General features: G+C 60.7%; 20 protein-coding genes. 12 read left to right on the top strand and 8 right to left on the bottom strand.

Annotated features, from left to right (window positions below):
- Positions 1-44: 44 nt before the first annotated feature.
- On the bottom strand, positions 45-1,652 hold the full coding sequence (locus G8767_RS23630) for an AMP-binding protein (protein WP_166812130.1): 1,608 nt from the start codon (positions 1,650-1,652) through the stop codon (positions 45-47).
- A 103-nt stretch (positions 1,653-1,755) separates the two neighbouring features.
- A complete protein-coding gene (locus G8767_RS23625; RefSeq protein ID WP_124569108.1) occupies positions 1,756-1,944 on the bottom strand; it encodes a hypothetical protein in 189 nt (62 codons plus the stop codon).
- A 25-nt stretch (positions 1,945-1,969) separates the two neighbouring features.
- Between G8767_RS23625 and G8767_RS23620 the strand changes: the two genes are divergently transcribed.
- A complete protein-coding gene (locus G8767_RS23620) occupies positions 1,970-2,485 on the top strand; it encodes a CGNR zinc finger domain-containing protein (RefSeq protein WP_166812128.1) in 516 nt (171 codons plus the stop codon).
- Positions 2,486-2,970: 485 nt separating this feature from the next.
- Here G8767_RS23620 and G8767_RS23615 read toward each other — a convergent pair whose 3' ends face one another.
- Positions 2,971-3,798, bottom strand: a complete 828-nt coding sequence (locus G8767_RS23615) for an alpha/beta hydrolase (RefSeq protein ID WP_166812126.1) — start codon at positions 3,796-3,798, stop codon at positions 2,971-2,973.
- 46 nt (positions 3,799-3,844) lie between these two features.
- Positions 3,845-5,194 (bottom strand): MFS transporter, encoded by a 1,350-nt coding sequence (locus G8767_RS23610; RefSeq protein ID WP_166812123.1) that lies wholly within the window; start codon positions 5,192-5,194, stop codon positions 3,845-3,847.
- A gap of 205 nt (positions 5,195-5,399) precedes the next feature.
- On the opposite strand from G8767_RS23610, the gene G8767_RS23605 reads away from it, so the two are divergent.
- The 7 genes from G8767_RS23605 to G8767_RS23575 all read left to right on the top strand — a co-directional run bounded on the left by G8767_RS23605 (position 5,400) and on the right by G8767_RS23575 (position 14,446).
- On the top strand, positions 5,400-6,212 hold the full coding sequence (locus tag G8767_RS23605) for a PaaX family transcriptional regulator C-terminal domain-containing protein (RefSeq protein ID WP_166812121.1): 813 nt from the start codon (positions 5,400-5,402) through the stop codon (positions 6,210-6,212).
- 106 nt (positions 6,213-6,318) lie between these two features.
- On the top strand, positions 6,319-8,016 hold the full coding sequence (locus G8767_RS23600; protein WP_166812119.1) for an FAD-dependent monooxygenase: 1,698 nt from the start codon (positions 6,319-6,321) through the stop codon (positions 8,014-8,016).
- A complete protein-coding gene (locus G8767_RS23595) occupies positions 8,013-10,124 on the top strand; it encodes an acetate--CoA ligase family protein (RefSeq protein WP_346843027.1) in 2,112 nt (703 codons plus the stop codon). The genes G8767_RS23600 and G8767_RS23595 overlap by 4 nt, the downstream gene beginning before the upstream one ends.
- Positions 10,124-11,809 carry an AMP-binding protein gene (locus G8767_RS23590; RefSeq protein ID WP_166812117.1) on the top strand — a complete coding sequence of 562 codons (1,686 nt, stop codon included), beginning with the start codon at positions 10,124-10,126 and terminating at the stop codon, positions 11,807-11,809. Before G8767_RS23595 ends, G8767_RS23590 begins: the two co-directional genes overlap by 1 nt.
- The gene (locus G8767_RS23585) at positions 11,806-12,882 is read left to right on the top strand and encodes a cupin domain-containing protein (protein WP_166812115.1); all 1,077 of its coding nucleotides are present in this window, start codon (positions 11,806-11,808) and stop codon (positions 12,880-12,882) included. The genes G8767_RS23590 and G8767_RS23585 overlap by 4 nt, the downstream gene beginning before the upstream one ends.
- Positions 12,883-12,887: 5 nt before the next feature.
- On the top strand, positions 12,888-13,730 hold the full coding sequence (locus tag G8767_RS23580) for a fumarylacetoacetate hydrolase family protein (protein ID WP_166812113.1): 843 nt from the start codon (positions 12,888-12,890) through the stop codon (positions 13,728-13,730).
- The gene (locus G8767_RS23575) at positions 13,727-14,446 is read left to right on the top strand and encodes a maleylpyruvate isomerase family mycothiol-dependent enzyme (protein WP_166812111.1); all 720 of its coding nucleotides are present in this window, start codon (positions 13,727-13,729) and stop codon (positions 14,444-14,446) included. Before G8767_RS23580 ends, G8767_RS23575 begins: the two co-directional genes overlap by 4 nt.
- Positions 14,447-14,455: 9 nt before the next feature.
- Here G8767_RS23575 and G8767_RS23570 read toward each other — a convergent pair whose 3' ends face one another.
- Positions 14,456-14,992, bottom strand: coding sequence for a hypothetical protein (locus tag G8767_RS23570; protein WP_206029692.1), 537 nt, complete (start codon positions 14,990-14,992; stop codon positions 14,456-14,458).
- A gap of 150 nt (positions 14,993-15,142) precedes the next feature.
- Positions 15,143-16,306 (bottom strand): LLM class flavin-dependent oxidoreductase, encoded by a 1,164-nt coding sequence (locus tag G8767_RS23565; protein ID WP_095972049.1) that lies wholly within the window; start codon positions 16,304-16,306, stop codon positions 15,143-15,145.
- Between the two features lie 157 nt (positions 16,307-16,463).
- On the opposite strand from G8767_RS23565, the gene G8767_RS23560 reads away from it, so the two are divergent.
- The 3 genes from G8767_RS23560 (at position 16,464) to G8767_RS23550 (ending at position 20,253) form a co-directional block, all read left to right on the top strand.
- The gene (locus G8767_RS23560) at positions 16,464-17,795 is read left to right on the top strand and encodes an MFS transporter (RefSeq protein WP_166812109.1); all 1,332 of its coding nucleotides are present in this window, start codon (positions 16,464-16,466) and stop codon (positions 17,793-17,795) included.
- A 140-nt stretch (positions 17,796-17,935) separates the two neighbouring features.
- Positions 17,936-18,601: a TetR/AcrR family transcriptional regulator gene (locus G8767_RS23555; RefSeq protein ID WP_166812107.1), complete on the top strand. Its 666-nt coding sequence runs from the start codon at positions 17,936-17,938 to the stop codon at positions 18,599-18,601.
- A complete protein-coding gene (locus G8767_RS23550) occupies positions 18,598-20,253 on the top strand; it encodes an FAD-binding dehydrogenase (protein WP_166812105.1) in 1,656 nt (551 codons plus the stop codon). Before G8767_RS23555 ends, G8767_RS23550 begins: the two co-directional genes overlap by 4 nt.
- Positions 20,254-20,259: 6 nt before the next feature.
- On the opposite strand, the gene G8767_RS23545 is transcribed toward G8767_RS23550, so the two are convergent.
- Positions 20,260-20,397, bottom strand: a complete 138-nt coding sequence (locus tag G8767_RS23545; protein ID WP_153211511.1) for a hypothetical protein — start codon at positions 20,395-20,397, stop codon at positions 20,260-20,262.
- 47 nt (positions 20,398-20,444) lie between these two features.
- Positions 20,445-22,811: an arylsulfatase gene (locus tag G8767_RS23540; RefSeq protein ID WP_166812103.1), complete on the bottom strand. Its 2,367-nt coding sequence runs from the start codon at positions 22,809-22,811 to the stop codon at positions 20,445-20,447.
- Positions 22,812-22,928: 117 nt separating this feature from the next.
- Between G8767_RS23540 and G8767_RS23535 the strand changes: the two genes are divergently transcribed.
- Positions 22,929-24,140: a DUF2254 family protein gene (locus G8767_RS23535; protein WP_166812101.1), complete on the top strand. Its 1,212-nt coding sequence runs from the start codon at positions 22,929-22,931 to the stop codon at positions 24,138-24,140.
- Positions 24,141-24,220 lie beyond the last annotated feature (80 nt).

Below are 24,220 nucleotides of genomic sequence, written 5' to 3'. Positions count from 1 at the left end.
TGGTGAAATCCGTGTGAAAGTTCGTCGTCGCTCACCCCACGCCGCTAGGACGACGCCAGTGTCGTCGCCCAGCGGTAGTCCGCCTTTCCCGCCGGGGTTCGCTTGACTTCATCGACCAGCACGATCGTGCGCGGCACCTTGTATCCGGCCAACGTCTTGCGGCAATGCTCCTGTACCACTTCGAGAGTCAGCTCGTCGGATCCGGGGTAGGTCGCGATCACCGCTGCGACCTGCTGCCCCATGCGCGGGTCGGGTGCAGGGACCACGAGCGCGTCCGATATTGCCGGATGCGCGTGAAGGGCAGCCTCGACCTCCTCCGCGAAGACCTTCTCGCCGCCAGTGTTGATGCACTGTGAGCCGCGGCCCAGGAAGACAATCGTTCCGTCCGCTTCGACCTTGCCCATGTCGCCGAGCACCGAAAGGCGGGTGCCGTCGGCACGGGTCGGGAACGTGCGGGCGGTCTTCTCTTCGTCCTTGTAGTACCCGAGCGGGACGTTTCCGATACGCGCGATGTAGCCCACGTCGTCGGAGCCGGCGGGGATCTCTTCGAGACGCTCGTCGACCAGGATCATGTTGGGTGAGGGTGGCATTCGCAGATTGCCCGCCTCGTCGATGGAGAATGCTCCGTCGTTACCGGACTCGGAGGCTCCGAAGTTGTCGCGCAACAGTAGGTCCGGCTTCACCGCCAGCATGCGGTCTCGAACGCTGGTGGACCAGATCGCGCCACCCGACGTGATCGAGAAAAGGGTGCTGAAATCGACCTCGTCTTTGCGTCGTTCCATCTCGTCGACCAACGGGAGTCCCATGCCGTCGCCGACGATCAAGATCACCTGTACCGAATCCTTCTCGATCGCTTCGACGACCTTCTCCGCGTCGAACTCGCGCCGTAGAACAACTCGCGCACCGAGCGTGAGGAAGGTGAACAGCGAGTACAACGCGGCGCCATGCATCAGCGGGGCGGCAATGAGGAACGAGAGTTCCGGAAATTCCTTTGCAGCACTGGCAATCTCGGCGAGGTCCTGTCGCGCTTCCTCTCCGTACGGATTACCGCCGGAGAGCGGCTTACGGAAGAAGTCGTCATGACGCCACATGACGCCCTTCGGATATCCGGTGGTCCCGCCGGTGTAGAGGAGGTACACGTCGTCACCAGAACGAGCGTCGAACTCCCCCACTGGCGACTGTTCACGGGCGTCGTCGAACGAAACTACAGAAACTTCATGCGCTTTCGCTGCGGCGACCAGTTCTGCGTCGATCTCGCCGATCACGATCACCGTCTTGACCTTCGGGCATGCACCGAAGAGGGAAGCAAGGACACGCTGATGCTCGGGCAGTTCCATGACCACCGCGACCGAATCGGAGTTGGTGAAGATGTACTCCAGTTCAGCTGGCGTGTATCGGTAGTTCACGTTGATCGGGACCGCGCGGATCTTGATCAACCCGAGGATCGACGTGACATGTTCGACGCTGTTCTTCAGGAACAGAGCTACATGATCGCCACGTGAGATACCGGCTTTCGCGAGCAGATTGGCGGTTCGGTTGGCTTCCGCATCCAACTGAGCGTAGGAGAAGTTCTCTCCCTCGTAAGTCAAGGCGACGCGATCAGGTACCGAGCTGGCGACGGTTTCGAATACATCAGCGAGGTTGAACTGCATCGTCTTCCCTTTCAGAGTCTGCGCCGCGATATCGAGGCATACAACCCTGAATCTAGAACACGTTCCATGTCACGCGAGGCGAAACGGAACGATTAGCTGATCATTACCTGGACCTGACTATCGGTGCGGCAACGGCCGAGGCTGCCCCGCCCGACATCCATTCGGTGAGCAGGGTCTGCCACGACCCACAATGACAGCGCAGATAGGTGACCGTCCCCTCGCTGGTCCGATGCCGGGATTCGATCTCCCAGCGGTGGATGCAACCGATCGGCGCGAGCTCTGTTTTCTTCATCCACCGAGCATGATGTAATGGCATTATGCATCTCAACCCTTACGGTGAATATGCGGTGACATTGGCCGCCGACCTGGCCAATCGAAATCCCGAGACCTTGGCCGAACTCGTCGAACGCTGCGTCGATGCAGGCATCATTCTCGATTTCCCCATCGCCGAGAAGGACCTCGACGAGACCCTCGACCTTCTGATCGAGTGGTCGAAAATCGTCGACGTCACGGAGGAGGCAGCCCGCGCCGAACTCGTGAACGTCATGCTCGAGCAAGCGTCGGCGTATCCGCGTATGACCAACCACGCGAACGACGGCTGGCATCTGCACTACCGCGATCCCCAACAGTCGCTCGCCGAGGTCCTCAAGGCACTCTTCTCGGTAGGCACGGCGCTACACCTCGTCGGCCGCGGTATGCACCGATTAGGTCGGTGCACCCTGGGCGAGTGCACCAACATCTACGCAGACACCTCACGCAACGGCAATCAGCGGTACTGCTCCCCCACGTGCGCGAATCGCGACGCGGTGCGGCGTCATCGTGCACGCAAGTGAGCTGCACCTACTACGACGTGGGACCAACTACCTCGAAATCCGATCCGCCTCGGCTGATTTGCCGTCCTCAGGCACCCGATGAATTCCGTCGAACGGCTTCTTCCGTCTTCGCGTGGTATCGATCGAGTCTCGGCAAGCACGACCGAGGCGTCAGTCGAACCTCGAGAGTTCCCACCGTTCGCAGGGGCGGCAAGAAAAGCTGCTCGTCTGTGGACAAAGGGAACATGCCGTGCTCAACAAATTGAACGTACGACAGCCGCTACGGGCACCAGCAGTCACCCGAATGTGCCACGAGCGACCTTCATGAAAGGGCTCCTTTCATTCGACATTCCACGCAATCGATGCCGTGAACACTGCACAGTTGCAGAAGCCCGCCGCGAACCGCACGACAGGCTGAGTGCACTGTTCAATGCTTGCACCAAATATACTGCGACGTAGTTGTTTACGAGTATTCGAGCAGAAGCTCGCAGAGCTCGGCTGAACACCTATTGGACCATAAAGGAATGGATGGCATCAGCAATCAAGCTCGGGGTCATGACATTCGCGCTGTGGCCCTGCCCTTCGAGTACCTGCCTCGTAGCATTCGGTAGTTTCGATTCGAGGAAAGCAGAAGCCCCAACGAGGTGTGCCGGGCTGTATTCCCCAACGAGCAACAGGGATCTGACAGCCAATGAACCGTATTCGGACAGATGGGTAACACTTCTGTCGGTCTCGGCAAGTTCGCGGGTCCAGGAGGGTGCAAGGTGGAGAAACTCCCCCCACATTGGTGTCGCTACCATCATCTCGATCTCTGCACGGGAAAGGCGAACGAAGTGTTCCAGCGCTATACGCATCGCCGCGTCGTAGTCGGATGCAGCGACCGCGGCTGCGTACGGTGCAAGGTAATTGCCGGCGACAGGACCATCCACCGGCAGGGGCGGTTCGTAAAGCACAAGTGCCGCGACGTCCAAGCCGAGCCGAACCGCTTCCAGGGTACAGATCGCGCCGTACGAGTGTCCGAGCAGAGTTGGTGGAGCGCCGGTCTCTTCACTTGCTCTCGCCACGACTGCCGCTATGTCGGCGGCCTCCGTGCTCACCGTGTAGTCGTGCGCGTCGCCGCTCAATCCCCTTCCGCGGCGATCGAGCACGAACACGGAATGGTCGGCCGCCAGGAACGAGGCCACTGGAAGCCAAGATTCCCCTGTCGAGACGCTGCCGTGCACAAGCACAATCGGGGAGCCGGAGCCCAGGTGACGTATTCCCAGCGGCGTTCCATCGATGGATGTGATTGTCTCCGTACGAATTGTGGGCAGATGTGGATCGATGTGAGTCATGTCGTCTCTATTCTGTGAGGAGTCTGGTTTCGAGTGCCCATCGACGTCAGTACGTAGTCGACTGAGGGGTCGGTGTCGGTAGCCCGGCGGGCGGAAGCGTCGCCGTACGTGCGGCGAAAGTCCGGTTGCTGACGAGCGCTACGGCGACACACCCGATGCCCGCGAACGCAGCGTAGGTATAGAAGTTCCAATCCACACCGAGCGACGACGACGCGATCCATCCACCGAGGATGGGGCCGAATATCGCACCGATACGGCCCAGACCGAGCGAAAGCCCCAGTGCGGAAGTTCGGTCACTGCCACTGAAAATTGTTGCAACATAACCATTGACGAGAATCTGAGTGCCCACGGTGCCGAGCCCTGCAAACGCGACGACGATCATCGCAGCGTAGAGCGGAAGCCCAAGGCCCAAGGCAAGAATCGCCTGTACTGCCAGCAGGAACGACGCCACGGTAACCGGTTTGCTGCCGAATCGATCCGCGACCCGAGAAGCGATCAGCGCACCTGCAATGGCACCGATATTGAGGACCAGCAAGAAGCTCAGGGAGCTACCGAGCGAATAGCCGGCCTGACGCATGATGTTCGGCAGCCAGGTATTGACGCCGTATACAAGGAGTAGTCCACAGAAGGACGCGACAACCAAGAGCAGCAGCGGAATCTTTCGTGGCCCCTTGACCAATGACGCCATACTCCTGTGCCCCTCGTCGGATGCGGCCGTGGAATCTGCGAAGATGCCGAACTTGTCCGCAAGGAGCTTCGCTTCATCCGTTCGGCCTTTCCCGACCAGAAAGGCGACCGATTCGGGAAGAAATCGCCAGGCCAGAGGAACGATAGTGACGAGGGGAAGTAGCCCGAGTGCATACATGAGCCGGAAACTGTTCTCCGGTAGCAGAGCGATCGCACTGAGAGCGGCCATCATGCCGCCTACGGAATAGCCGCTGTACATGAGTGCGTTATTGAACTGCCGACGAGCCGGCGGTGAATACTCGACGGTGAGGGCGATGACCGTTGGAACGACTCCGCCAAGCCCCAACCCACCGAGAAAGCGGAGCAGACCGAAGATTTCCGGGTTGGGGGAAAGCGCAGTCAGACCCATGAGGATCGAAAACGAGGTGAGTGACGTCAAAATGATCGCCCGTGCCCCGACACGCGGAGCAAGCCAACCCGAAATCAGTGCTCCGAGAAGCATACCCATCAGCGCGTAGCTTCCGATCGCCCCGACCTCGCCAGGGGTCAACTCCCACTGCTTGTACGCAAGCAAGGACGGGACGGTGGCCCCATAGACAACCAGGTCATAACCATCGAAGACGATGATCACGAAACACAGGGCGACAACCATGGCGCTGGAACGACGGGCGGTCGATGCGTCAGATCCCGCCGCGGTCAGGGAATTCAACTGATTCCTCCTTGAGGTAGCGCCCGAGACACTGGCAGGGCGTTGATGTGGAAGTCGCGACTCGAGGCGAAGAATGGCTCCGCAGCTACGTGAGCACAGTCACTATGTGACATAATGTACTGGAAAGTCAATAGAAATGACACATATTAATTCAGTGGCAGATCAAGTCGGTAGTAGATCAATCTTCGTGAAAAGGGGGCTCGAAATGCGGCCACGCGCGCTGGTGTTCGACCTGTACGGCGAGTATTTCCGCTACATGGGAGGGTCGGTCAAGCTGGGGGCCTTGACTGAACTGATGGCAGTGTTCGGCGTCGAATCGGCAACCGTGCGTGTCGTGATGGCACGGTTACGCAAGGAAGGATGGTTCGACTCGACCAAAAACGGTCGCGAGGTGTCCTACACACTCAACGAGAAGAGTTGGCGCCTTCTCGACGACGGGCGGTCGCGCATCTTCGAGAGGCACTTCGACGACTGGGATCGAACCTGGACGCAAGCCTTGGTAGACGAGAACACGCTGAGTCGTGAGCAGCGCAAGCGTATCCAAACGGCAATGAACTGGCATGGCTTCGGCAACTACGGAAGTGCAGTGTGGTTCTCGCCCCACGACAGGGAAAAGCAGCTTCGCGAAATGCTCAGCGGCGAGGACGAGCTGAAAATTCAGTTCCTCCGAAGTCAGACGGCAGGCCTGACGACCGACCGCACGATCGCCGACGGCTGCTGGGACCTCGCCGAACTCGGTGTCGACTATCAATCGTTCATCGAGGAGTTCCAACCGCGTTTGGCCAGCTTCCGCCGTGGACTCGCGGGCAAAGACGCACTGGTCGAGCGCATGAAGTTGGTGCAAAACTATCGCCGATATCCGTTCCGCGACCCTGACCTTCCCGATTCACTGTTGCCGCCGGGATGGCGAGGTCGTGCCGCCCATGAAATCTTCATCGAGTGCCACGACGAACTTCGTGCAAATGCCACGGAATTTGTCATGCGGGTAGCTGCAGACGGGGAGGCCGAAGACCGATAACCCGAAACATGTAACAAAATTATTGACACAGCGGGTTGATGTGACACACAATTGATTCACATCCGCCCGAGATCCGGGCCCACTCCCACGCTAGGGGCCGACATCGATGTCCATCCCAAACCAACACCACGGTTCCGCCGTAAAACCGCTGCGCGTCGCGTGCATCGGAGGCGGGCCGGGTGGTCTTTTCACGGCAATTGCACTGGCCCACAATGTTCCCGGTGCAGCTGTCGACGTCTTCGAACGAAACCTCGCGAGCGACGTGTTCGGATTCGGAGTCGTGTTCTCGGACGCCACGCTGGACAACATCGACCGTGTCGATCCCATTCTCCGAAACACCCTGACTGAGCACGGTAGACATTGGGACAGCATCGAGGTTCACGCCAAAGGCCAGGTCACCGAGGCAGGCGGAAACGGAATGTCTGCCGTGCATCGTCGTGTGCTACTCGGCGCGCTCAGGGATCGCGCGCACGAGTTGGGAGCACGGTTGCACTATTCGACGAACGTATCGGTACGCTCACTCGACGAACAAGGGGTCTACGACCTGATCGTCGCGGCCGACGGCACCAATTCTGCAGCGCGAGAATCTTTCTCAACAGATCTGGAGCACTCCGTCGAGGAGGCCGCAGTAAAATTCATCTGGTTCGGTACGACCTTTCAGTTCAACGGTCTGACCTTCCTTCACAAGCAGTCCGTGCATGGCAACTTTGCAGTGCATGCCTACCCCATCGGGTCGGGCCTCAGTACGTTCATTGTCGAGACCGACGAAAAAACTTGGCGCAGAGCAGGATTGGACGGGTTCGACATGTCGACCCCTCCAGGCGAGTCGGATGGCGTGACACAGAGTTACCTCGAAGACCTCTTTGCCGATGAGATCGACGGCGCGAATTTGGTCGCCAATAACTCGCGATGGGCGAACTTCCGTACCCGTCGCACCCAGCACTGGCACAGTCACACCGATCGCGGGACGCCGGTGGTGTTCCTCGGCGACGCAATGCACACAGCGCACTTCTCGGTCGGTTCAGGCACCAAGATGGCGATGGAGGATGCAGCTGTCCTTGCGCAGACACTCGCCGGCCACACAACCGATCTCGATACTGCGCTGTCGGAGTTCCAGCAGATCCGCCGCCCACAGGTCGCCAAGGTCCAGGATTCCTCGGTTCCGAGTCTTGCTTGGTGGGATCATTTCGGTGAGTACTACCGGGAGTTGGAGCCATGGCAATTCGGATTTCACTTCTTCACTCGATCCATCTCGGCTGAAAAAATCCGAATCCGGGATCCGCATTTCGTCGAAGCGGCCGAACGCGCGTGGTTCGAACAGAATGGCGCCATGCCCTTGGATACGACGCTGAAAATCGCTGCAACGGAATTTGATTCACGTTTGTTGAGCATCGTCGACGCTACCTCCGAATTGGTGAGCCTCACCGACGGCACTTCGACCCTCGTAGCACGCCACGACGCCAGTGCCACCGTCCCGGTGTTCACAGCCCCTCGCTCAGACCGAACTACCCTCGATCCGAAGGCCGCAGCGCAACTCGATGCGCTCTGCTCAGGTGAGCCCGACGCGGTGGTAGTTCGTGGGGGAACCGAACTCTCACGAGTACTTTCAGCCGAGCATGTACGTCTCCATCATCATATCCCGGCAATCGTCCTGGACAACGAAGCATCGATACGGGTACGACGCGCGGTGGACCGGCGAGATTGCGCGGCCACCCTCGTACTCTCCGGGCGGGCCGACGCCGTCGCAATCGAAGGCGCTCCCGTACAGACGCCCGGCACCATCGCATCGGAGACCTCGAAGTGACAACCATCAGCCCACAGTCGCATCTCACGAAGTTCACCGACGGAGTTGGATCTCTCGACCCGATGTTCCGTCCAGAATCCATTGCAGTGTTCGGTGCGTCGCTATCGCCGGGAAAACTCGGCTCGGTAATGCTCGATGCGATCGAACGGGGTAGCGATGGTTCGATCAGCACGTTCGGAATCAATCCGCGTGGGGCCGAGGACGGCTTCCACCCCTCGATTGCGGCTGCCACACAATCCCACGGCGCCCCGATAGACCTGGCTGTTCTCTGCATACCTGCGGCTGCTACGCCAAGTGCTCTGAGTGACGCAGCCGAATGTGGAGTACGGGCCGCTTTGATCTGCGCCGGAGGTTTTGCCGAAGCAGGTGCGGAAGGCATCGAGTTGCAACATCGCCTGAAATCGATCACGGACGAAACCGGTATTCGCCTGCTGGGCCCCAACACATCCGGCTTCTTCCTCCCCGGTCGTACCACCGTCAGTTTCGTGCCGACCGTCCAGCACATCGCCAGCGGCACCGTGGCCGTAGTCGCAGCAAGCGGCGGAATGAACCACGCGTTGTCCTTCCTACTGTCCGAGAGCGGTGTCGGCATCGGGCTCGGTGTCGGCCTCGGCAACGGTGTCGATGTCACGAACTCCGATGTCCTGCGTTATCTGCAGCACGACGATGCGATCACCGCCATTGCCCTTCACGTCGAGTCGATCGAGGACGGGCCCACGCTGCTGTCCGCGATCCGGGACGTCAGTACGGTCAAACCTGTTGTGGCCATCGTCGTGGGACGCAGCGACGTGTCGGCATTCTCCGAATCTCACACGGGGGCACTCGCCACCTCATGGCGCACAACGCGTGCGTTGCTCACCGAAGCAGGCGCCGTCGTGGTCGACGACGAACACCAACTCGTCGACGCTCTCGCGGTACTGAGCCGCACTCGTCTCCCGGCCACCGAATCTCCGGGAATCGGGCTGGTCACCGCACAGGCCGGACCGGGTCTCATGGTGCTCGACGCGCTGTTGGCCGGCGGGGTGCGCGTTCCGACGCTCAGCGATACGACTCAGCGCAAACTGTCAGACCTGCTGCCGCCATTGACATACCAAGCAAATCCCGTCGACACAGGCAGGCCCGGCAAGAGTTTTGCGTCCGTGCTGGCGGTGACTGCACAGGATTCCGAAGTCGATGTACTTGCCGTCTACGCTCTGGCCGAACCGGACGCGATCGATCTGGCTACTGCTGTCGACGAGTCCTCGGTGCGCGCGCAGTTGCCGGTAGTGCTCGGCATCGGCGGCCCGAGGGTGGCGGTATCCACCGCCACCACGTCTGCCGCGGAGCTAGCGCTCCCCGTGCTGGCCGGCCCAACGTCGTTGGCCAATGGTGTCCGCGCCCTCGTCGACGACGCCAAAATTCAGTTCGGGCGTCGTTACACGGACGAGTTCCGGTCTCCGAACACCCCACTCGTCTCACTGCCGGTCGACGAGGCTGCGGGCAAAGATCTGTTGGACGCATTGGGTATTCGCACACCGGATCGACGCGTGGCGCACAACAGAGCCGACGCACACCAGGCATTCACCGAACTTCAACACCCTGTTGTGGCCAAGATCCTCGACGCATCCGTGCTGCACAAGACGGAGATCGGCGGGGTACACCTCTTCATCCGAACCAAGCAGGAACTCGATGCCGCTCTCGATTCTCTGGACGAGATAAACGCGCCCGCTTATCTGTTGGAGAGCATGGCCGGCCCGGGAGTAGACCTGGTTCTCGGCGTCAGGCGGGATCCGGTCTTCGGACCCATCATCGTCGCGGGGCTCGGGGGAACGGCCGCCGAAGCAATCGGTGACGTCGCAATCCGGAGCGGTCATGTCACTCTGTCAGCCGCAGCGACAATGCTCGACGATCTGCACACCTCTGCGCTCCTTCATGGATGGCGCGGGGGTCCGAGTCTCGATCGAGACGAGTTTGCCCGTGCCACAGTCGCACTGGCTGGATACGTCCTCGATCACGAAGAGATCGGCGATCTCGAGATCAACCCACTTCGCCTGACCGAGAACGGGCTCGTGGCTCTCGACGCTGTCGTCGTCGGAACCTCACGCTTTGCCAACGAAGGACACCAGTGATGAGTACGCGTACCCCCATTGCGATCGACGGTGTCGTGCCCTGGCCCGAGGATGCAGTCCAGCGCTATCGAGAAGCGGGTTACTGGCGTGGCAAATCGCTGGGTTCCTACGTTGCCGAACGAGTACGATTGCATCCCGAAACCATTGCCCTCGTTGATGGTCCAACCAGAATGACGTACCGCAGGTTATGGGATGCTTCGGCGTCGTTCGCGCAGGCTCTACTCGATCTGAACCTGACACCCGGGGACAGAATCGTTCTGCAGCTTCCCAATTCGTGGGAGTTCGTCGCATTGACTCTGGGATGCTTCCGTATCGGTGTCGTGCCGGTCATGGCTCTGCCTGCGCACCGCAGACACGAACTGACGCATCTGGCTGCGTTGTCGGACGCCGTTGCCATCGTCGTTGCTGACAACGACAAGGATACCGATTTGAGGGTCATCGCCCGAGAAGTAGCGGCTGAGGTCTCGAGCGTACGAGCGATCCTGGTACTCGGTGCGCTGTCTGCCGACGGGATCCCAGCAACCCCCGAGTACAGCCTCGCCGAACTGGCTGGGACGGCAGCTGTCTTCGACGACGCCGACTATGACCCCGCAGGCGCAGATGTGGCATGCTTCCTTCTCTCCGGCGGAACGACCGGGCTACCCAAGCTGATCGTCCGTACGCACGACGACTACGCCTACAACATCATCCGCTGCAATGCAGTCACCGAAATAACCTCGGAAACCGTGTATCTGGGCGCCCTGCCGAGTAGTCACAATTTTCCACTCGCGTGCCCTGGCATCCTCGGCGCCTTGTTCGCGGGCGGGCGGGTCGTGATGCTGCCCTCAGCCCGAGCCGATCGCGCGCTGGCGGTAATCGACGCAGAAGCAGTGACCGTCGCGACTGTGGTTCCGGCAGTTGCTCAATCCTGGATCGAGCACCAGCGTGAGCATCACACGCTGTCCGGTTCGACTCTCCGCGTTCTCCAGGTCGGCGGTTCGCGCATGCCCGACGAGCTGGCAGCGCGCGTCGAACCCGTCCTCGGTGCACGGCTTCAGCAGGTGTTCGGCATGGCTGAAGGTTTGATCAACATGACCCGGTTGCACGACGACCTCGAGGTCATCACCAACACACAGGGAAGGCCGGTCAGCGAGGCTGACGAAATAGCCGTCGTCGACGAACGAGGTGTACCGGTCGAGGACGGAGTTCCCGGCGCCCTGTTGACTCGTGGACCCTACACACCGCGCGGATACTTCCGCGCTCCCGAGCACAATGCCCGCGCGTTCACAGTGGACGGATGGTACGCGAGCGGCGACATCGTGGTGCGGCGACTGGACGGCAACCTTGTCGTTGCAGGCCGCGACAAGGACATGATCAATCGCGGTGGGGAGAAGATCTCTGCCGAGGAAATCGAGAACTTCGCGTACCAGGTCGAGGGCATCGAGATGGCGGCAGCAGTTGCTATGCCTGACCCCAAGCTCGGCGAACGACTCTGCCTCTACATCTCGGTCACACCTGGACGAACAATCGACCTCGACGATGTGATCCAGGTGATGAACACAGCCGGAGTGGCCCGGTTCAAGCTTCCCGAGCGACTGGTAGTCGTCGACGAAATACCGACGACCAAAGTCGGCAAGTTGGACAAGAAAGCAATGCGCGAGGACATACGCACACGACTTACGCGTGAGCAGGAGGACAACAAATGACAGACAGCCAAGCGCATCCCGACGATACGATGCTCGACCAGCTCTACCGAAACTTCGAGACCGAGAACCTCATGCCACTGTGGACTCAACTCGGTGACTTGATGCCTATGACGCCGAACCCCAAAGCCGTTCCCTTCGTATGGAAGTGGTCGACGCTCTATCCCTTGGCGCAGCGTGCAGGTGATCTCGTTCCGGTCGGCAGAGGCGGTGAACGGCGAGCGATCGCACTGGCCAACCCCGGCCTTCAGGGGACTCCCTACATCACACCTACGCTGTGGGCGGCCATCCAGTATCTAGGCCCGAAAGAAGTCGCTCCCGAACATCGACACGCGCAGAACGCATTTCGCTTCGTCGTCGAAGGCGAAGGGGTATGGACCGTAGTAAACGGTGACCCCGTGGCAATGCGGCGTGGCGACTTCCTGCTCACCCCGGGCTGGAACTTCCACGGCCACCACAATGAAACAGATCAGCCGATGGCCTGGATCGACGGCCTCGACATCCCGTTCGTCCACTACACCGACACCGGGTTCTTCGAATTCGGCTCGGAGAACGTCACCGACGACTCGACGCCGGACATCTCACGCTCCGAACGCCTTTGGGCCCATCCGGGTCTGCGGCCGCTCGTCGGATTGGATTCCAAGTCCAGTTCGCCGATCGCCGCGTACCGGTGGGAATACACGGACGCGGCGCTGAAGGCGCAATTGGAGCTCGAGGACGAGGGATTCGCGGCCACGACCGAGCCGGGGCATGCTGCCGTCCGCTACACGAACCCCACCAACGGTGGCGATGTCATGCCGACGATTCGTGCCGAATTCCACCGCCTACGACAAGGGTCGCACACGCGCCCTCGACGTGATGTCGGTTCGACTGTCTACCAGGTCTTCGAAGGTAGTGGACAGTTCGTTCTGAACGGCGAGAACCATGCGGTAGAGACCGGAGACATGATCGTCGTTCCGTCGTGGACGGAATGCTCCATCGAGGCCGACACCCAGTTCGATCTCTTCACCTTCTCGGACGCGCCGATCGTCGAGAAATTGCACTTTGCTCGCACACTTGTTACTGAAGGAGCTTGACCGCAATGAAACTCGCTACGCTACGTCGAAACGACACCACGATCGCAGTGCGTGTCGACGACGACACATCGGCAACCGTCATCGACAGGTACGTCGATCTGTCCGCTCTGCTCGCGGACCCGAACTGGCGTGACATTGCCGAGACGGCCGCCGGTGACCGGGTCGACTTGGCAGGGGCCGACTATGCCCCCGTGGTTCCCCGCCCCGGCAAGATCATCTGCGTCGGCCTGAACTACGCGAACCACATCAAGGAAATGGGGCGTGAACTCCCCCAGTATCCGACACTGTTCGCGAAGTTCCGCGAGGCGCTCATCGGACCGTACGACGATGTAGTCGTCCCGTCTTATGCTGCGGCACAGCTCGACTGGGAGGGCGAACTTGCCTTTGTTGTCGGCAAGCAGGCTTACCAGGTCTCCGAACCCGATGCCGAGGACTACATCGCCGGCTATTCGATCATGAACGATTACACGATGCGGGACTATCAGTACCGCACGCTTCAGTGGGACCAGGGCAAAACCTTCGAAAAGACCAGTGGATTCGGGCCGTTTCTGACCACGACCGATTCCTACACTTTCGGCGGCACTCTCGAAACGACGCTCGACGGCCAGAAGATGCAGACGACCACCACCGATGATCTGGTGTTCACCCCCAGCAAGTTGGTCGAGTACATCTCCCATATCGTCACTCTTCAACCGGGAGATGTGGTCATAACAGGTACTCCCGGCGGCGTCGGGCACGCACGCATGCCCGGCGTCTATATCCAGGACGGTCAGACCGTCGAGGTTGCCATCGAAGGCCTAGGCTCGGTGCGTAACAAGACCATCGTCAAGCAGGGCACGCCAAAGTGACATTCCACGAAATTTCGCTCGACGAGCGACTTTTGATCGTTCGACGGGGTACCTCCTACTTTGCGCAGCGGCTCTCTGAGCTGACCGACATCGAGATGGACGAACCCACACTGTTGCCCGGATGGACTCGACGCCACCTCGTCGCGCATGTCGCGTACAACGCTGCGGCGTTGTGCCGACTGATGGATTGGGCGGCGTGCGGGGTCGAAACCCCGATGTACGAGTCGACGGAGCAACGCGCCCGCGAAATCGACGAAGGAGCTACTCTGTCGCCGGCAGCCATCCGAAACCTCTTCGATCACACAGTGGCTCGACTCGATGAAAAGTGGAGGAACCTTCCGGAGTCAGCGTGGAAGTCCAAAGTCCGAACAGCACGCGGGCGGATCGTGCCGGCCTCCGAGATATTGTGGATGCGCACTCGTGAAGTGTGGATTCACGCAGTCGACCTCGGGAACGGTGGGCGGTTCGGAGATTTCCCCGAGGAGGTGTCCGACGGGCTGCTGATCGACATCATCGATATGTGGCGGGAAAATGACGAAGGCGCTGGACTCGTGCTAGCCGTTGACGGATCGTCTCCCATCGTCGTAGTCGATGGAAGTTCGCCGCGCACCACGGTCAGTGGACAACTTCCAGCTGTCGTCAGGTGGGCAACACGACGAGGAGCTGTCGGAGTGACCATCGACGGCAGTTCAAGCGAACCTCCCCGGTGGTTGTAACCAGCATGACTACTCGAAAAGGCCCTCGGCGCTGCCACTGCCGAACAGGTCGCTCAAGCTGCCGGTATTGATGCCGCTGAACGGTCCGCCGATGACAACGAGGCTCGGCACGCCAGGAACCGGCTTGCCCAACGTCTCGAGATCGAGAAGATCGAAGCAGGCACCGAGCACGGCGTAGGTTCCGTCCGGAACATCGGTCACGGTGTTGGTGACCGTCTGCCCCTTGCCCACGTCGAAAAGCGAGGCCGGATCGGTGATCTTGGGGTACACCACAAGGTTCGGATCTAGCAGTTTCAGCGGATCATCAAGCACAGCAGCAGAATCCGCGGCATTGACGACAAACGCCTGACACAACGGGGCAATGCCCGTGTTGTTGTTCGTGATCGTCAGTGCCAGATCGTTTCCGGCCACCTTGTACGAGACGACCGGCGGGACCACCTCGGCCGACGCAGTTGCAGGATTGACCATCGCGACGCCTGCCGCGGTTGCAGCGGCAACCGCGACGGTTCCCACTACGCGACGTACTCCACTCGTGCCCAGCTTCATCGAGGTTCCTTTCGTACTGCGCCTTGAGTTCGGCAACAGTGCGCAGCCTAGATCGGATCTAGCGCCCGAAATGGCCCAATTGTCCCGCCAGGAGGTCATTCCCGAAAGATCGGGACATACGTCCCCTTCTCGAAGAGTTCGCTGTTCGACTCAGTTCCCACTGGAGACGAAGGGCGTTCGCACCGGTCCGCCGGCCGTACCGTGCGGTGCCACCAATCCACGCTTTTCGAGGATCGGACGCACGCCCTCACCGAACTGATACGCCTCTTCGAGATGCGGATAGCCCGACAGTACGAAGTGATCCAGACCGATCGCCGCGTACTCGGCAATCCGATCAGCCACTTCTTGGTGCGAACCGACCAATGCGGTGCCCGCTCCCCCTCGGACCAACCCGACGCCGGTCCACAGGTTCGGCGCAATTTCCAGCGACCTTGCTCCGACGCCCTGCTTGTAAGCCGAACCGCCGCCGTGCAATTCCAGCATCCGACGCTGACCCTCGGAGCCGGATCGCGCAAGACTCGCCTGAGCCTGCTCGACGGTCGCCGGGTCGAGCGCGCTGAGCAGTCGATCCGCTTCTGCCCATGCCTGTTCCGAGGTGTCCCGGCTTATGACGTGCAAACGGATTCCGTAGTCGAGGTGACGACCTTGAACTTCCGCGAGGTCACGAATCCAGGCGATCTTGGCGGCGACAGCGGACGGCGTCTCACCCCAGGTGAGGTAGGTGTCGGCGTAACGCGATGCGACGGTTCCGGCTGCCGGCGAGGATCCGCCGAAGAAGATCGGCGGTACCGGATCCGGAATACGCTGCAGCGTAGCCTTTTCCACGTTGACATACTCACCGGAAAAATCAACTGGCCCGTTACCGGACCACAGCTGGCGGATCACGTCGAGGAACTCACCGCATCGTGCGTACCGCTGGTTCTTGTCGAGGAAATCACCGAACGTGCGCTGCTCGTGGTCCTCCCCGCCGGTCACGACGTTGAGCAGCAGACGACCGCCAGACTGCCATTGGAAGGTTGCGGCCATCTGGGCGGCCAGCGTGGGGCTGAGCAATCCCGGTCGCAGAGCAACCAGAAACTTGAGTGTCTCGGTGGTCTCGATCATCATCGCCGTCGTCAGCCATGCGTCTTCACACCACGCGCCGGTGGGCGTGAGGACGGCTTCGAAACCGTTCGTCTCGGCGGCCGCACCGATCTGGTTGAGGTATTTCAGCGTCGCCGGACGATCACCGGACATCGAGCTGCCGTGCCCACCCGCCATCAGATTCCGGGAATCACCGTAAGTAGGCAAGAACCAGTGGAAGCGCAGTGACACGGTGATTCCTTTCGTCGACGAACAGGCAGAACTCTTCTGTCATTACAACCACACTCCACCTCGAAGAACAGGGTTGAAATCACCCTGATCGCTATGGGTGCCCACTTTCGACTCCGGCGATACTTTCGTGAATTTGCACCGCTACCCGGGGGCTCCGATGACCACGTTTGCCGAAGTCGAGCACAATTCACCATTCTCGAACGAGACCGACGGTGAGCGACGTTCCAGACTGAGAACCGTCGTCGCCGCAAGCCTGCTCGGCACGACGGTCGAGTGGTACGACTTCTTCCTCTACGCGACGGCCGCGAGCCTGGTCTTCAACCAACTGTTCTTCCCCAATCAGAGTTCCTTCGTCGGGACCATGCTTTCTTTTGCGACCTTCGCGGTCGGCTTTCTCGTTCGCCCTATCGGTGGAGTGGTGTTCGGTCACATCGGCGATCGCATCGGACGCAAGAAGACGCTTGCTCTCACAATGTTCATCATGGGTATCGCGACGGCGCTCATGGGTGTTCTTCCGACCGCCGCTCAGATCGGGGTTGTTGCTCCGATTCTGCTTCTGCTGCTTCGTATCCTGCAGGGATTTGCTCTCGGTGGCGAGTGGGCCGGAGCCGTTCTCCTGGCGGTGGAGCACAGCCCGGAGAAGAAGCGTGGCCTGTTCGGCAGCATCCCGCAGATCGGATTGGCTCTCGGGTTGGCATTGGGCACAGGAATGTTCGCGTTGCTTCAAACGGTATTCGACGACGAACAGTTTCTCCGTTTCGGCTGGCGCATCGCCTTCGTCCTGAGCTTGGTGCTCGTGATCGTGGGGTTGGTGGTCCGCTTGAAGGTGGACGAGACGCCCGCCTTTCAGGCCGTTCGCGACCTCGAACAACGCTCCTCCGCACCGCTCAAGGAAGTCTTCCAAGGAAAGGTCGCCCGAAACACCGTACTGGGCATGTTGTCTCGCTGGGGCGAGGGCGCCGCGTTCAACACCTGGGGCGTCTTCGCAATCACGTATGCAACCAAGACTCTGCATTTCGAGAAGGTTCCCGTACTTCTCGTGGTCACCGTCGCCGCGGTCGTGATGGCGATCTTGCTGCCGTTCTCCGGATTGCTCACCGATCGGTTCGGCCCGCAACAGGTCTACATCGTGGGCATCGCCGCGTACGGCCTCGCGATCTTCCCCTCCTTCGCATTGTTCGGGACCGAGAACCTTCTGCTCTTCGGAGTCGCGATGGTCGTGGTCTTCGGAGTGATTCATGCCTTGTTCTACGGCGCCCAGGGAACGCTCTACGCCAGCCTCTACCCCACCGAAATCAGATACACCGGCTTGTCTGTCGTTTACCAGTTCTCGGGCATCTACGCCTCCGGCGTCACTCCCCTGATTCTGACTGCACTGATCGGCGCCAGCGGCGGTTCACCGTGGCTGGCCTGTGGGTATCTGGTTGCCACGTCGGTGATCAGCGTCGTTGCCACTGCGGCGATCAGGAAGCGTGATCTGCATCTGTAGCGATCACACCTGAATATCCACATCTATTGCACATTCACTAGATATGCATAGAAATACCTGAGAAGAAGAACAGCTCAAGATACGCCTACGCATCGGATACATCGGTGTATCGTTTGGGGTCCACCCCGACGGAGGCGCCGATGACGACTGGAACGGACAACTCGCCGGCCAAGCGTGTCACCAAACGCCGTGGTCAGACCCGGCAGCGACTGCTCGACGCGGCCGCGGACGTCTTCTCCGAATCCGGGTTCGGACACGCAACGGTCGAGCAGATCTGCGAACGCGGCGGGTACTCCCGAGGCGCGTTCTACTCCAACTTCGATTCACTCGACGAACTGTTCTTCGCGATGTGGGAGCAGCGATCTGCAGCAATGCTCGCCGATCTGCGGTTGGCGACGGAGTCGATCACCGCCGGCAACGCCGTCGACATCCATTCCGCCGTGGCCCGAATCGTGTCCGTGGTTCCGGTCGACCCGCAGTGGTACCGGATCAACGCGGAATTCACAGCCCACGCGCTCCGCAACCCGGCACTTCGTAAGGCGCTTGCCGACCGTGAAGACGCAATTCTTCGGACCCTGCTTCCCATCGTGGAGTCCGCACTCAGCGATGTCGGTCGAACAATCGTCGGTGACCCGACGTCGTTGGGACGAGCATTGGTCGCAGTTCACGACGGCACGAGCGTCCAGTGCCTCGTCGATACCGACACCAGCGCCGCCTTCGCGCTGCGTCGCGATATCTTCACTCGAATCCTGCTGTCCTACAGCGAAATAATCCAGAACAACCAATCTGAAGAGGAGCTGTCGTGAGCGAACAAGCTGACGTCATCGTTGTCGGGGCAGGGCTGGCGGGACTGGTCGCCACCTACGAACTGACGCGCGCCGGCCGCAAAGTCCTTGTGGTGGAACAGGAGAACGCGGCAAACCTCGGAGCCCAGGCATTCTGGTCTCTCGGCGGGCTCTTCCTCGTGAACAGCCCCGAGCAGCGTCGCCTCGGCATCAAGGACTCCCTCGAGTTGGCAATGCAGGACTGGATGGGCACTGCCGGATTCGACCGCGACCGCGAAGATCACTGGCCGCGACAGTGGGCCAAGGCGTACGTCGAGTTTGCGGCCGGAGACAAGCGTCAGTACCTGCACGATCTGGGTCTTCGCCTGATGCCCAACGTCGGCTGGGCCGAACGCGGTCGCGGAATGGCTCTCGGACACGGCAATTCGGTCCCGCGCTTCCACCTCACCTGGGGTACCGGTCCCGGCGTGGTCGACGTCTTCCTGACCAAGGTCATCGCCGCTCAGAAGCGTGGGCTGGTCACGTTCAAGCACCGCCACCAAGTCGATCAACTCGTCGTCACCGATGGTGCGGTCACCGGTGTACGAGGAACCGTCCTCGAACCTTCCAGTGATCTGCGCGGCGTGAAGAGCTCCCGCACCCCCATCGGCGAATTCGAGTTCGCCGCACAGGCCGTCGTCGTCACCTCCGGTGGAATCGGCGGCAACTACGAACTGGTGAAGAAGAACTGGCCCGAGCGACTCGGCAAGGCACCGAAGCACATGCTGACGGGAGTGCCCGCACACGTCGACGGGCGCATGCTCGAAATCACCGAATCCGCGGGCGGAAACATCGTCAACCGCGACCGCATGTGGCACTACACCGAAGGCATCCAGAACTGGAATCCGATCTGGCCGAACCACGGAATCCGCATCATCCCCGGACCGTCCTCGATGTGGTTCGACGCCACCGGCAAGCGTCTGCCCGTCCCCAATTTCCCGGGCTTCGACACGATGGGGACCTTCAAGTACATCCTGGACAGCGGCCACGAGTACACGTGGTTCATCCTCGATCAGAAGATCATCGAGAAGGAGTTCGCGCTCTCGGGATCGGAACAGAACCCCGACTTCACCAATCGCGACTTCAAACTCCTCCTCGAACGAATCAAGAAGGGTGCGCCGGGGCCGGTAGAAGCGTTCAAGCAGAAGGGCGCCGACTTCGTGGTGCGCAACAACCTTCGCGATCTGGTCGACGGCATGAACGCCCTCACCGACGACCCGCTCCTCGACTACGAGGACATCGAACGCGAAATGATCGCCCGCGACCGCGAAGTCGACAACAAGTACAGCAAGGACTTCCAGGTCACCGCCATCCACGGCGCCCGTAATCTGTTGGCAGACAAGATCGTGCGTGTCGTTGCACCACATAAGATCTTGGACCCCAAGAACGGACCACTGATCGCGGTCCGGTTGCACCTGCTCACCCGCAAGACCCTCGGCGGCTTGGAAACCAACCTGGATTCACAGGTCATCAAGGCCGACGGCAGCGTCTTCGACGGCCTGTACGCGGCCGGCGAGGTCGCGGGCTTCGGCGGCGGTGGAGTCCACGGTTACAGCGCGCTCGAAGGGACCTTCCTCGGTGGCTGCATCTTCTCCGGCCGCGCAGCCGGACGAGCACTGGCGCGCGACCTGTAGCCCAGATCAGGCGAGCGAATGCGTGACCAGTATGTGATGGGCGCGCATTCGCCGTGCCTCGTGCACGGATTGATGGTGGTGATGATGCGTCGGCCCGCGCGCGTGGCGAACCAGATCGTGGACAGTGCGGATGACGGTCGGCATTGCGACCCTCCCTCAGGAGATTGTGGCTGCTGCTCTTACTGGTGAAATCACTGTCTGGACACCGCCACTCGCGCCACCTCCTCCGGATCGATGAGGTGGGTATGGTCGTCGTCGCCGACGTCGATCTGCACTAACTCGATACGGCCGTTGAAACTGGTTGCGCCACTGTAATCGACACTGACAGGCATGCCGTAGTCGTCACCGATGTCGGTGGTCTCGTCCGCAGAGAAGACCATCGGTTGGGTCTGCTCGACGCGACCCGAACCCACTTCGCGACCGTCGTGATAGATCGTGACACCGCCACCCCTCGCGAGACCACCTCCGTCGTAGGCGAACTCGGCCCTGATCTGATGTGATCCTGCCGGTATGTCAACGTCGGAACCGATGACGAACTCGGTCATGCCGAGCAGGTTGTAGACGAATTTCGCGCGGCCTTCCCGCGCGTAGAGCGCCCAGCCGCCGAACCTGCCTCCCTGCGCGATCATCACACCGTTGGCAGTAACGCCATCCGCGAGGTCGACTGCTGCTGTGACACTGAATGATCTGTTCTTGATACTCAGCACGCTGTGCTCGCTCAGTCGCTTCATTCCGGGAAACAGAACTTGCCTGTTCCCGGATACCAACTGCGGACGCCCTGCGATGTGAGGGTTGAACCTCTCGAATCTACGATCGTCGATCGGAAGCACGTTGTACTTGACCGCTTCGATCAACCACAAGCGTTGCAGTGCAGCCAATTTCTCCGGCATCTCAGCGGCCAAATCATTGGATTGCGTCCAATCCTGTGACCCGTCGTAGAGTTCCCACACGTCGTCGTCGAGAGCGGGAAGCACCTCCGAGAACAGCCACGGAGTGCTGTGACGCGTGACCGCAGTCCAACCCTTGTAATAAATTCCACGGTTGCCGGCCATCTCGAAGTACTGCAGATCGTGACGTTCGGGGGCTTCGGCGTCGTCGAAGGTGTAGACCATGCTGGTCCCCTCGATGGGTGATTGCTGGACGCCGTTGACAAAGGTCGGTTCCGGCAGTTTCGTGACCTCGAGGATCGTCGGTGCAACGTCGATGACGTGGGCGAACTGCGACCGCGTCTCCCCCTTGGTCCGAATCCCTGCCGGCCAGTGCACGATTGTCCCGTTGCGAGTGCCACCCCAATGCGACGCAACCTGTTTCGTCCACTGATACGGCGTACACATTGCCCACGCCCACCCCACGGAATAGTGGTTGTACGCGTCCTTGGTACCGAACTTGTCCTTCACTTCCGCCATGAACTCGGGCGTCTCGATGGCCGCGAGTCCGTTGAAGTTGGCCATCTCGTTGAAGGCTCCGTTGATCGTCCCCTCTGCGGACGCTCCGTTGTCTCCGATGATGTAGTACACGAGGGTGTTGTCGAGAGCTCCAAGTTCTTCGATCGCATCGACAAGCCTGCCGACATGGAAGTCGGTGTGTTCGAGAAATCCTGCATAGACTTCCATTTGGCGTTCGAGGACAGGCGTCAATTCCTCACCCATGTCCTCCCACGCCGGAATCGCCTCAGGGCGCGGGGTGAGAACCGCATCCGTGGGAACGACTCCCCGCTGCTTCTGCCGCTCGAGGATCTTCTCGCGTTGAGCGTCCCAACCTCCGGCGAACCGGCCCTCGTACTTGTCGGCCCACTCCTTCGGAACATGGTGCGGCGCATGAGTAGCGCCGGGAGCGAAGTAGACGAAGAACGGCTTGTCCGGAGCCAAGGACTTCTGCATCCGAACCCAGTCGATGGCGTGGTCGGCCAGGTCCTCGGTGAGGTGGTAGCCCTCCTCCGGTGTCTTGTCCGGCTCCACAGGCGCGACGCCCTCGTACAGCGCCGGGTAATACTGGTTGTTCTCCCCGCCGATGAATCCGTAGAAGTGCTCGAATCCGCCGTCTCCCGTCGGCCACGACGTGAACGGTCCCACCGGGGATGTCTGCCACGGCGGAACCTCGTGACACTTGCCGAACTGCGCCGTCGAGTATCCGTTGAGTTTCAACGTCATCGGCAGTGCGGCTTTGGTATTCGGCCGCAGGCCGGAAAGACCAGGAGCCGAGGTAGCGGTTTCGGTGATCGATCCCATGCCGACGGAATGATGGTTGCGCCCGCTCAGAAGAGCGGCGCGGGTCGGAGCACACAGTGCCGTCGTGTGAAACCGCGTGTACGTGAGCCCATTACCTTGCAACCGCTCAGCAGTCGGAGTGTCCGCCGGTCCGCCGAAGGCACTGCTTGCGCCATATCCCACGTCGTCCAACAGGACCACCAGAACGTTGGGTGCCCCGGTCGGTGGTAGTAACGGAGTGATCGGCGGAAACTCGGTGTCCGGATCCTTCGCGTCGTACGTCACCAGACCAAGATGTTGTCGATCCGGGATCGGTAGTACAGCGCGGCTCTGGCCCGTCGGATCCGTCATGACGTCTCGCCTTCTGTCTCTCACATGGCTCTTTCAAGCGTTTCAGGATCACGACGACATCGACATCATCCGTTTCGGGTGAAGGCGCACCATTACCGCAGCGTGGAGGCTTGAAGTGTGGATCAGCCCGGACGTTTCGCTCCCACCCCGATCGGGCATGCCTTCCTCGTCCCCCGGCGCCGTGTACGTGCCGGCCTGACCCAGATCCTGTGCGTCGTCGTAGGACTGGCTGCCGGACTGGCGATGCCGTATATCCGGAGCGGCCCGATGATTCCCGCACGTCAGGTCAGCGAGATGCTCGTTGCCCTCGGACTGGGGTTACTGGGTGTAGTCGCAGTGATCTTCTCGCTGCTGTTCCTCGTCGTCCAGTGGGCTGCGACCACCTTCACCCCTCGCCTCTTGTTGTTCCGCGACGACCCCATCGTGTGGCGTACGTTTGCCTTCGCGATAGGCCAGTCGGTTTTCGACATCACGGCAGCACTCGCCATCAGCAACGAAACGGATGTGTCCGTGGTCGTGCCCAGTCTCGCAGTGCTGGCACTCTTGGCCACGCTGACGCTGATCAGACTGCTCCAACTGCGCGCCTTCTCGGCCATCCAATTGGCTCCGGTCCTCGCCTCCATCTCGAGCCGTGGACGAGCAGTCGTCGAATCCGTATACCCCGACACCGATCGGGAGTTACCGCCTCTACCAACGCTTCCGGTGATCATGACGATCGAGTGGCATCGGCCGCCCGCCGTTCTGCAGCAGATCCTCGTCGAAGATCTGCTGCACAAAGCTCGCGGCTGTCACGCTCTTGTGGTCTTCCGAGTCTCGCCAGGCAGCACTCTGCGAGGCAGACTGCCGCTCGCCGACGTCTACGGCGAACCCATGCCCGCCGACGCGATCCTCGACGCCCTGATCAGTGGGAGTGAGCGAACCTTCACGCAGGACCCCCTACTCGCGCTTCGGTTGTTGGCCGACATCGCGCTCAGAGCGCTCTCACCCGCGATCAACGATCCTGCTACGGCCGTCCAGGCTCTGGACGAGATCGAGGACCTCCTCTCGCGCGTGGCCTCCGTACGAGCAGATTCGATCCGGGCCCTCGACCAGCGTGGTGAACTGCGCGTGGTGGTTCCGCTGCCCGGTTTCACGACCTTCGTGCGTACCGGACTGGACGACGTCATAGCCTCTGCATCAAACTCGCCGCTCGTTCTGGGTCGGCTTCGCGAGTTACTTTCGCACGTCGCCGCTCACTCGGAGTCTCCGAACCGCGACGTTCTCGCCACGCGCGCTGGTTGGGTAAGCCAGATGTCCGACGGGTTTCGTCGACGCGAGCCGCCGTTGTGAACCCGTACAGATTTGCGGGCCATCGCGTCAAGGCATCGTCAAGATCAGTCTCAGTGCTGCGGGAAATGACGATACTGGCT

This window comes from Rhodococcus sp. IC4_135, assembly GCF_011602025.1.
In the GTDB taxonomy this organism is placed as follows: domain Bacteria; phylum Actinomycetota; class Actinomycetes; order Mycobacteriales; family Mycobacteriaceae; genus Rhodococcus_F; species Rhodococcus_F baikonurensis.
Note: the sequence above shows the minus strand (reverse complement) of the source record. Positions and strands in the feature narration are given on the sequence as shown.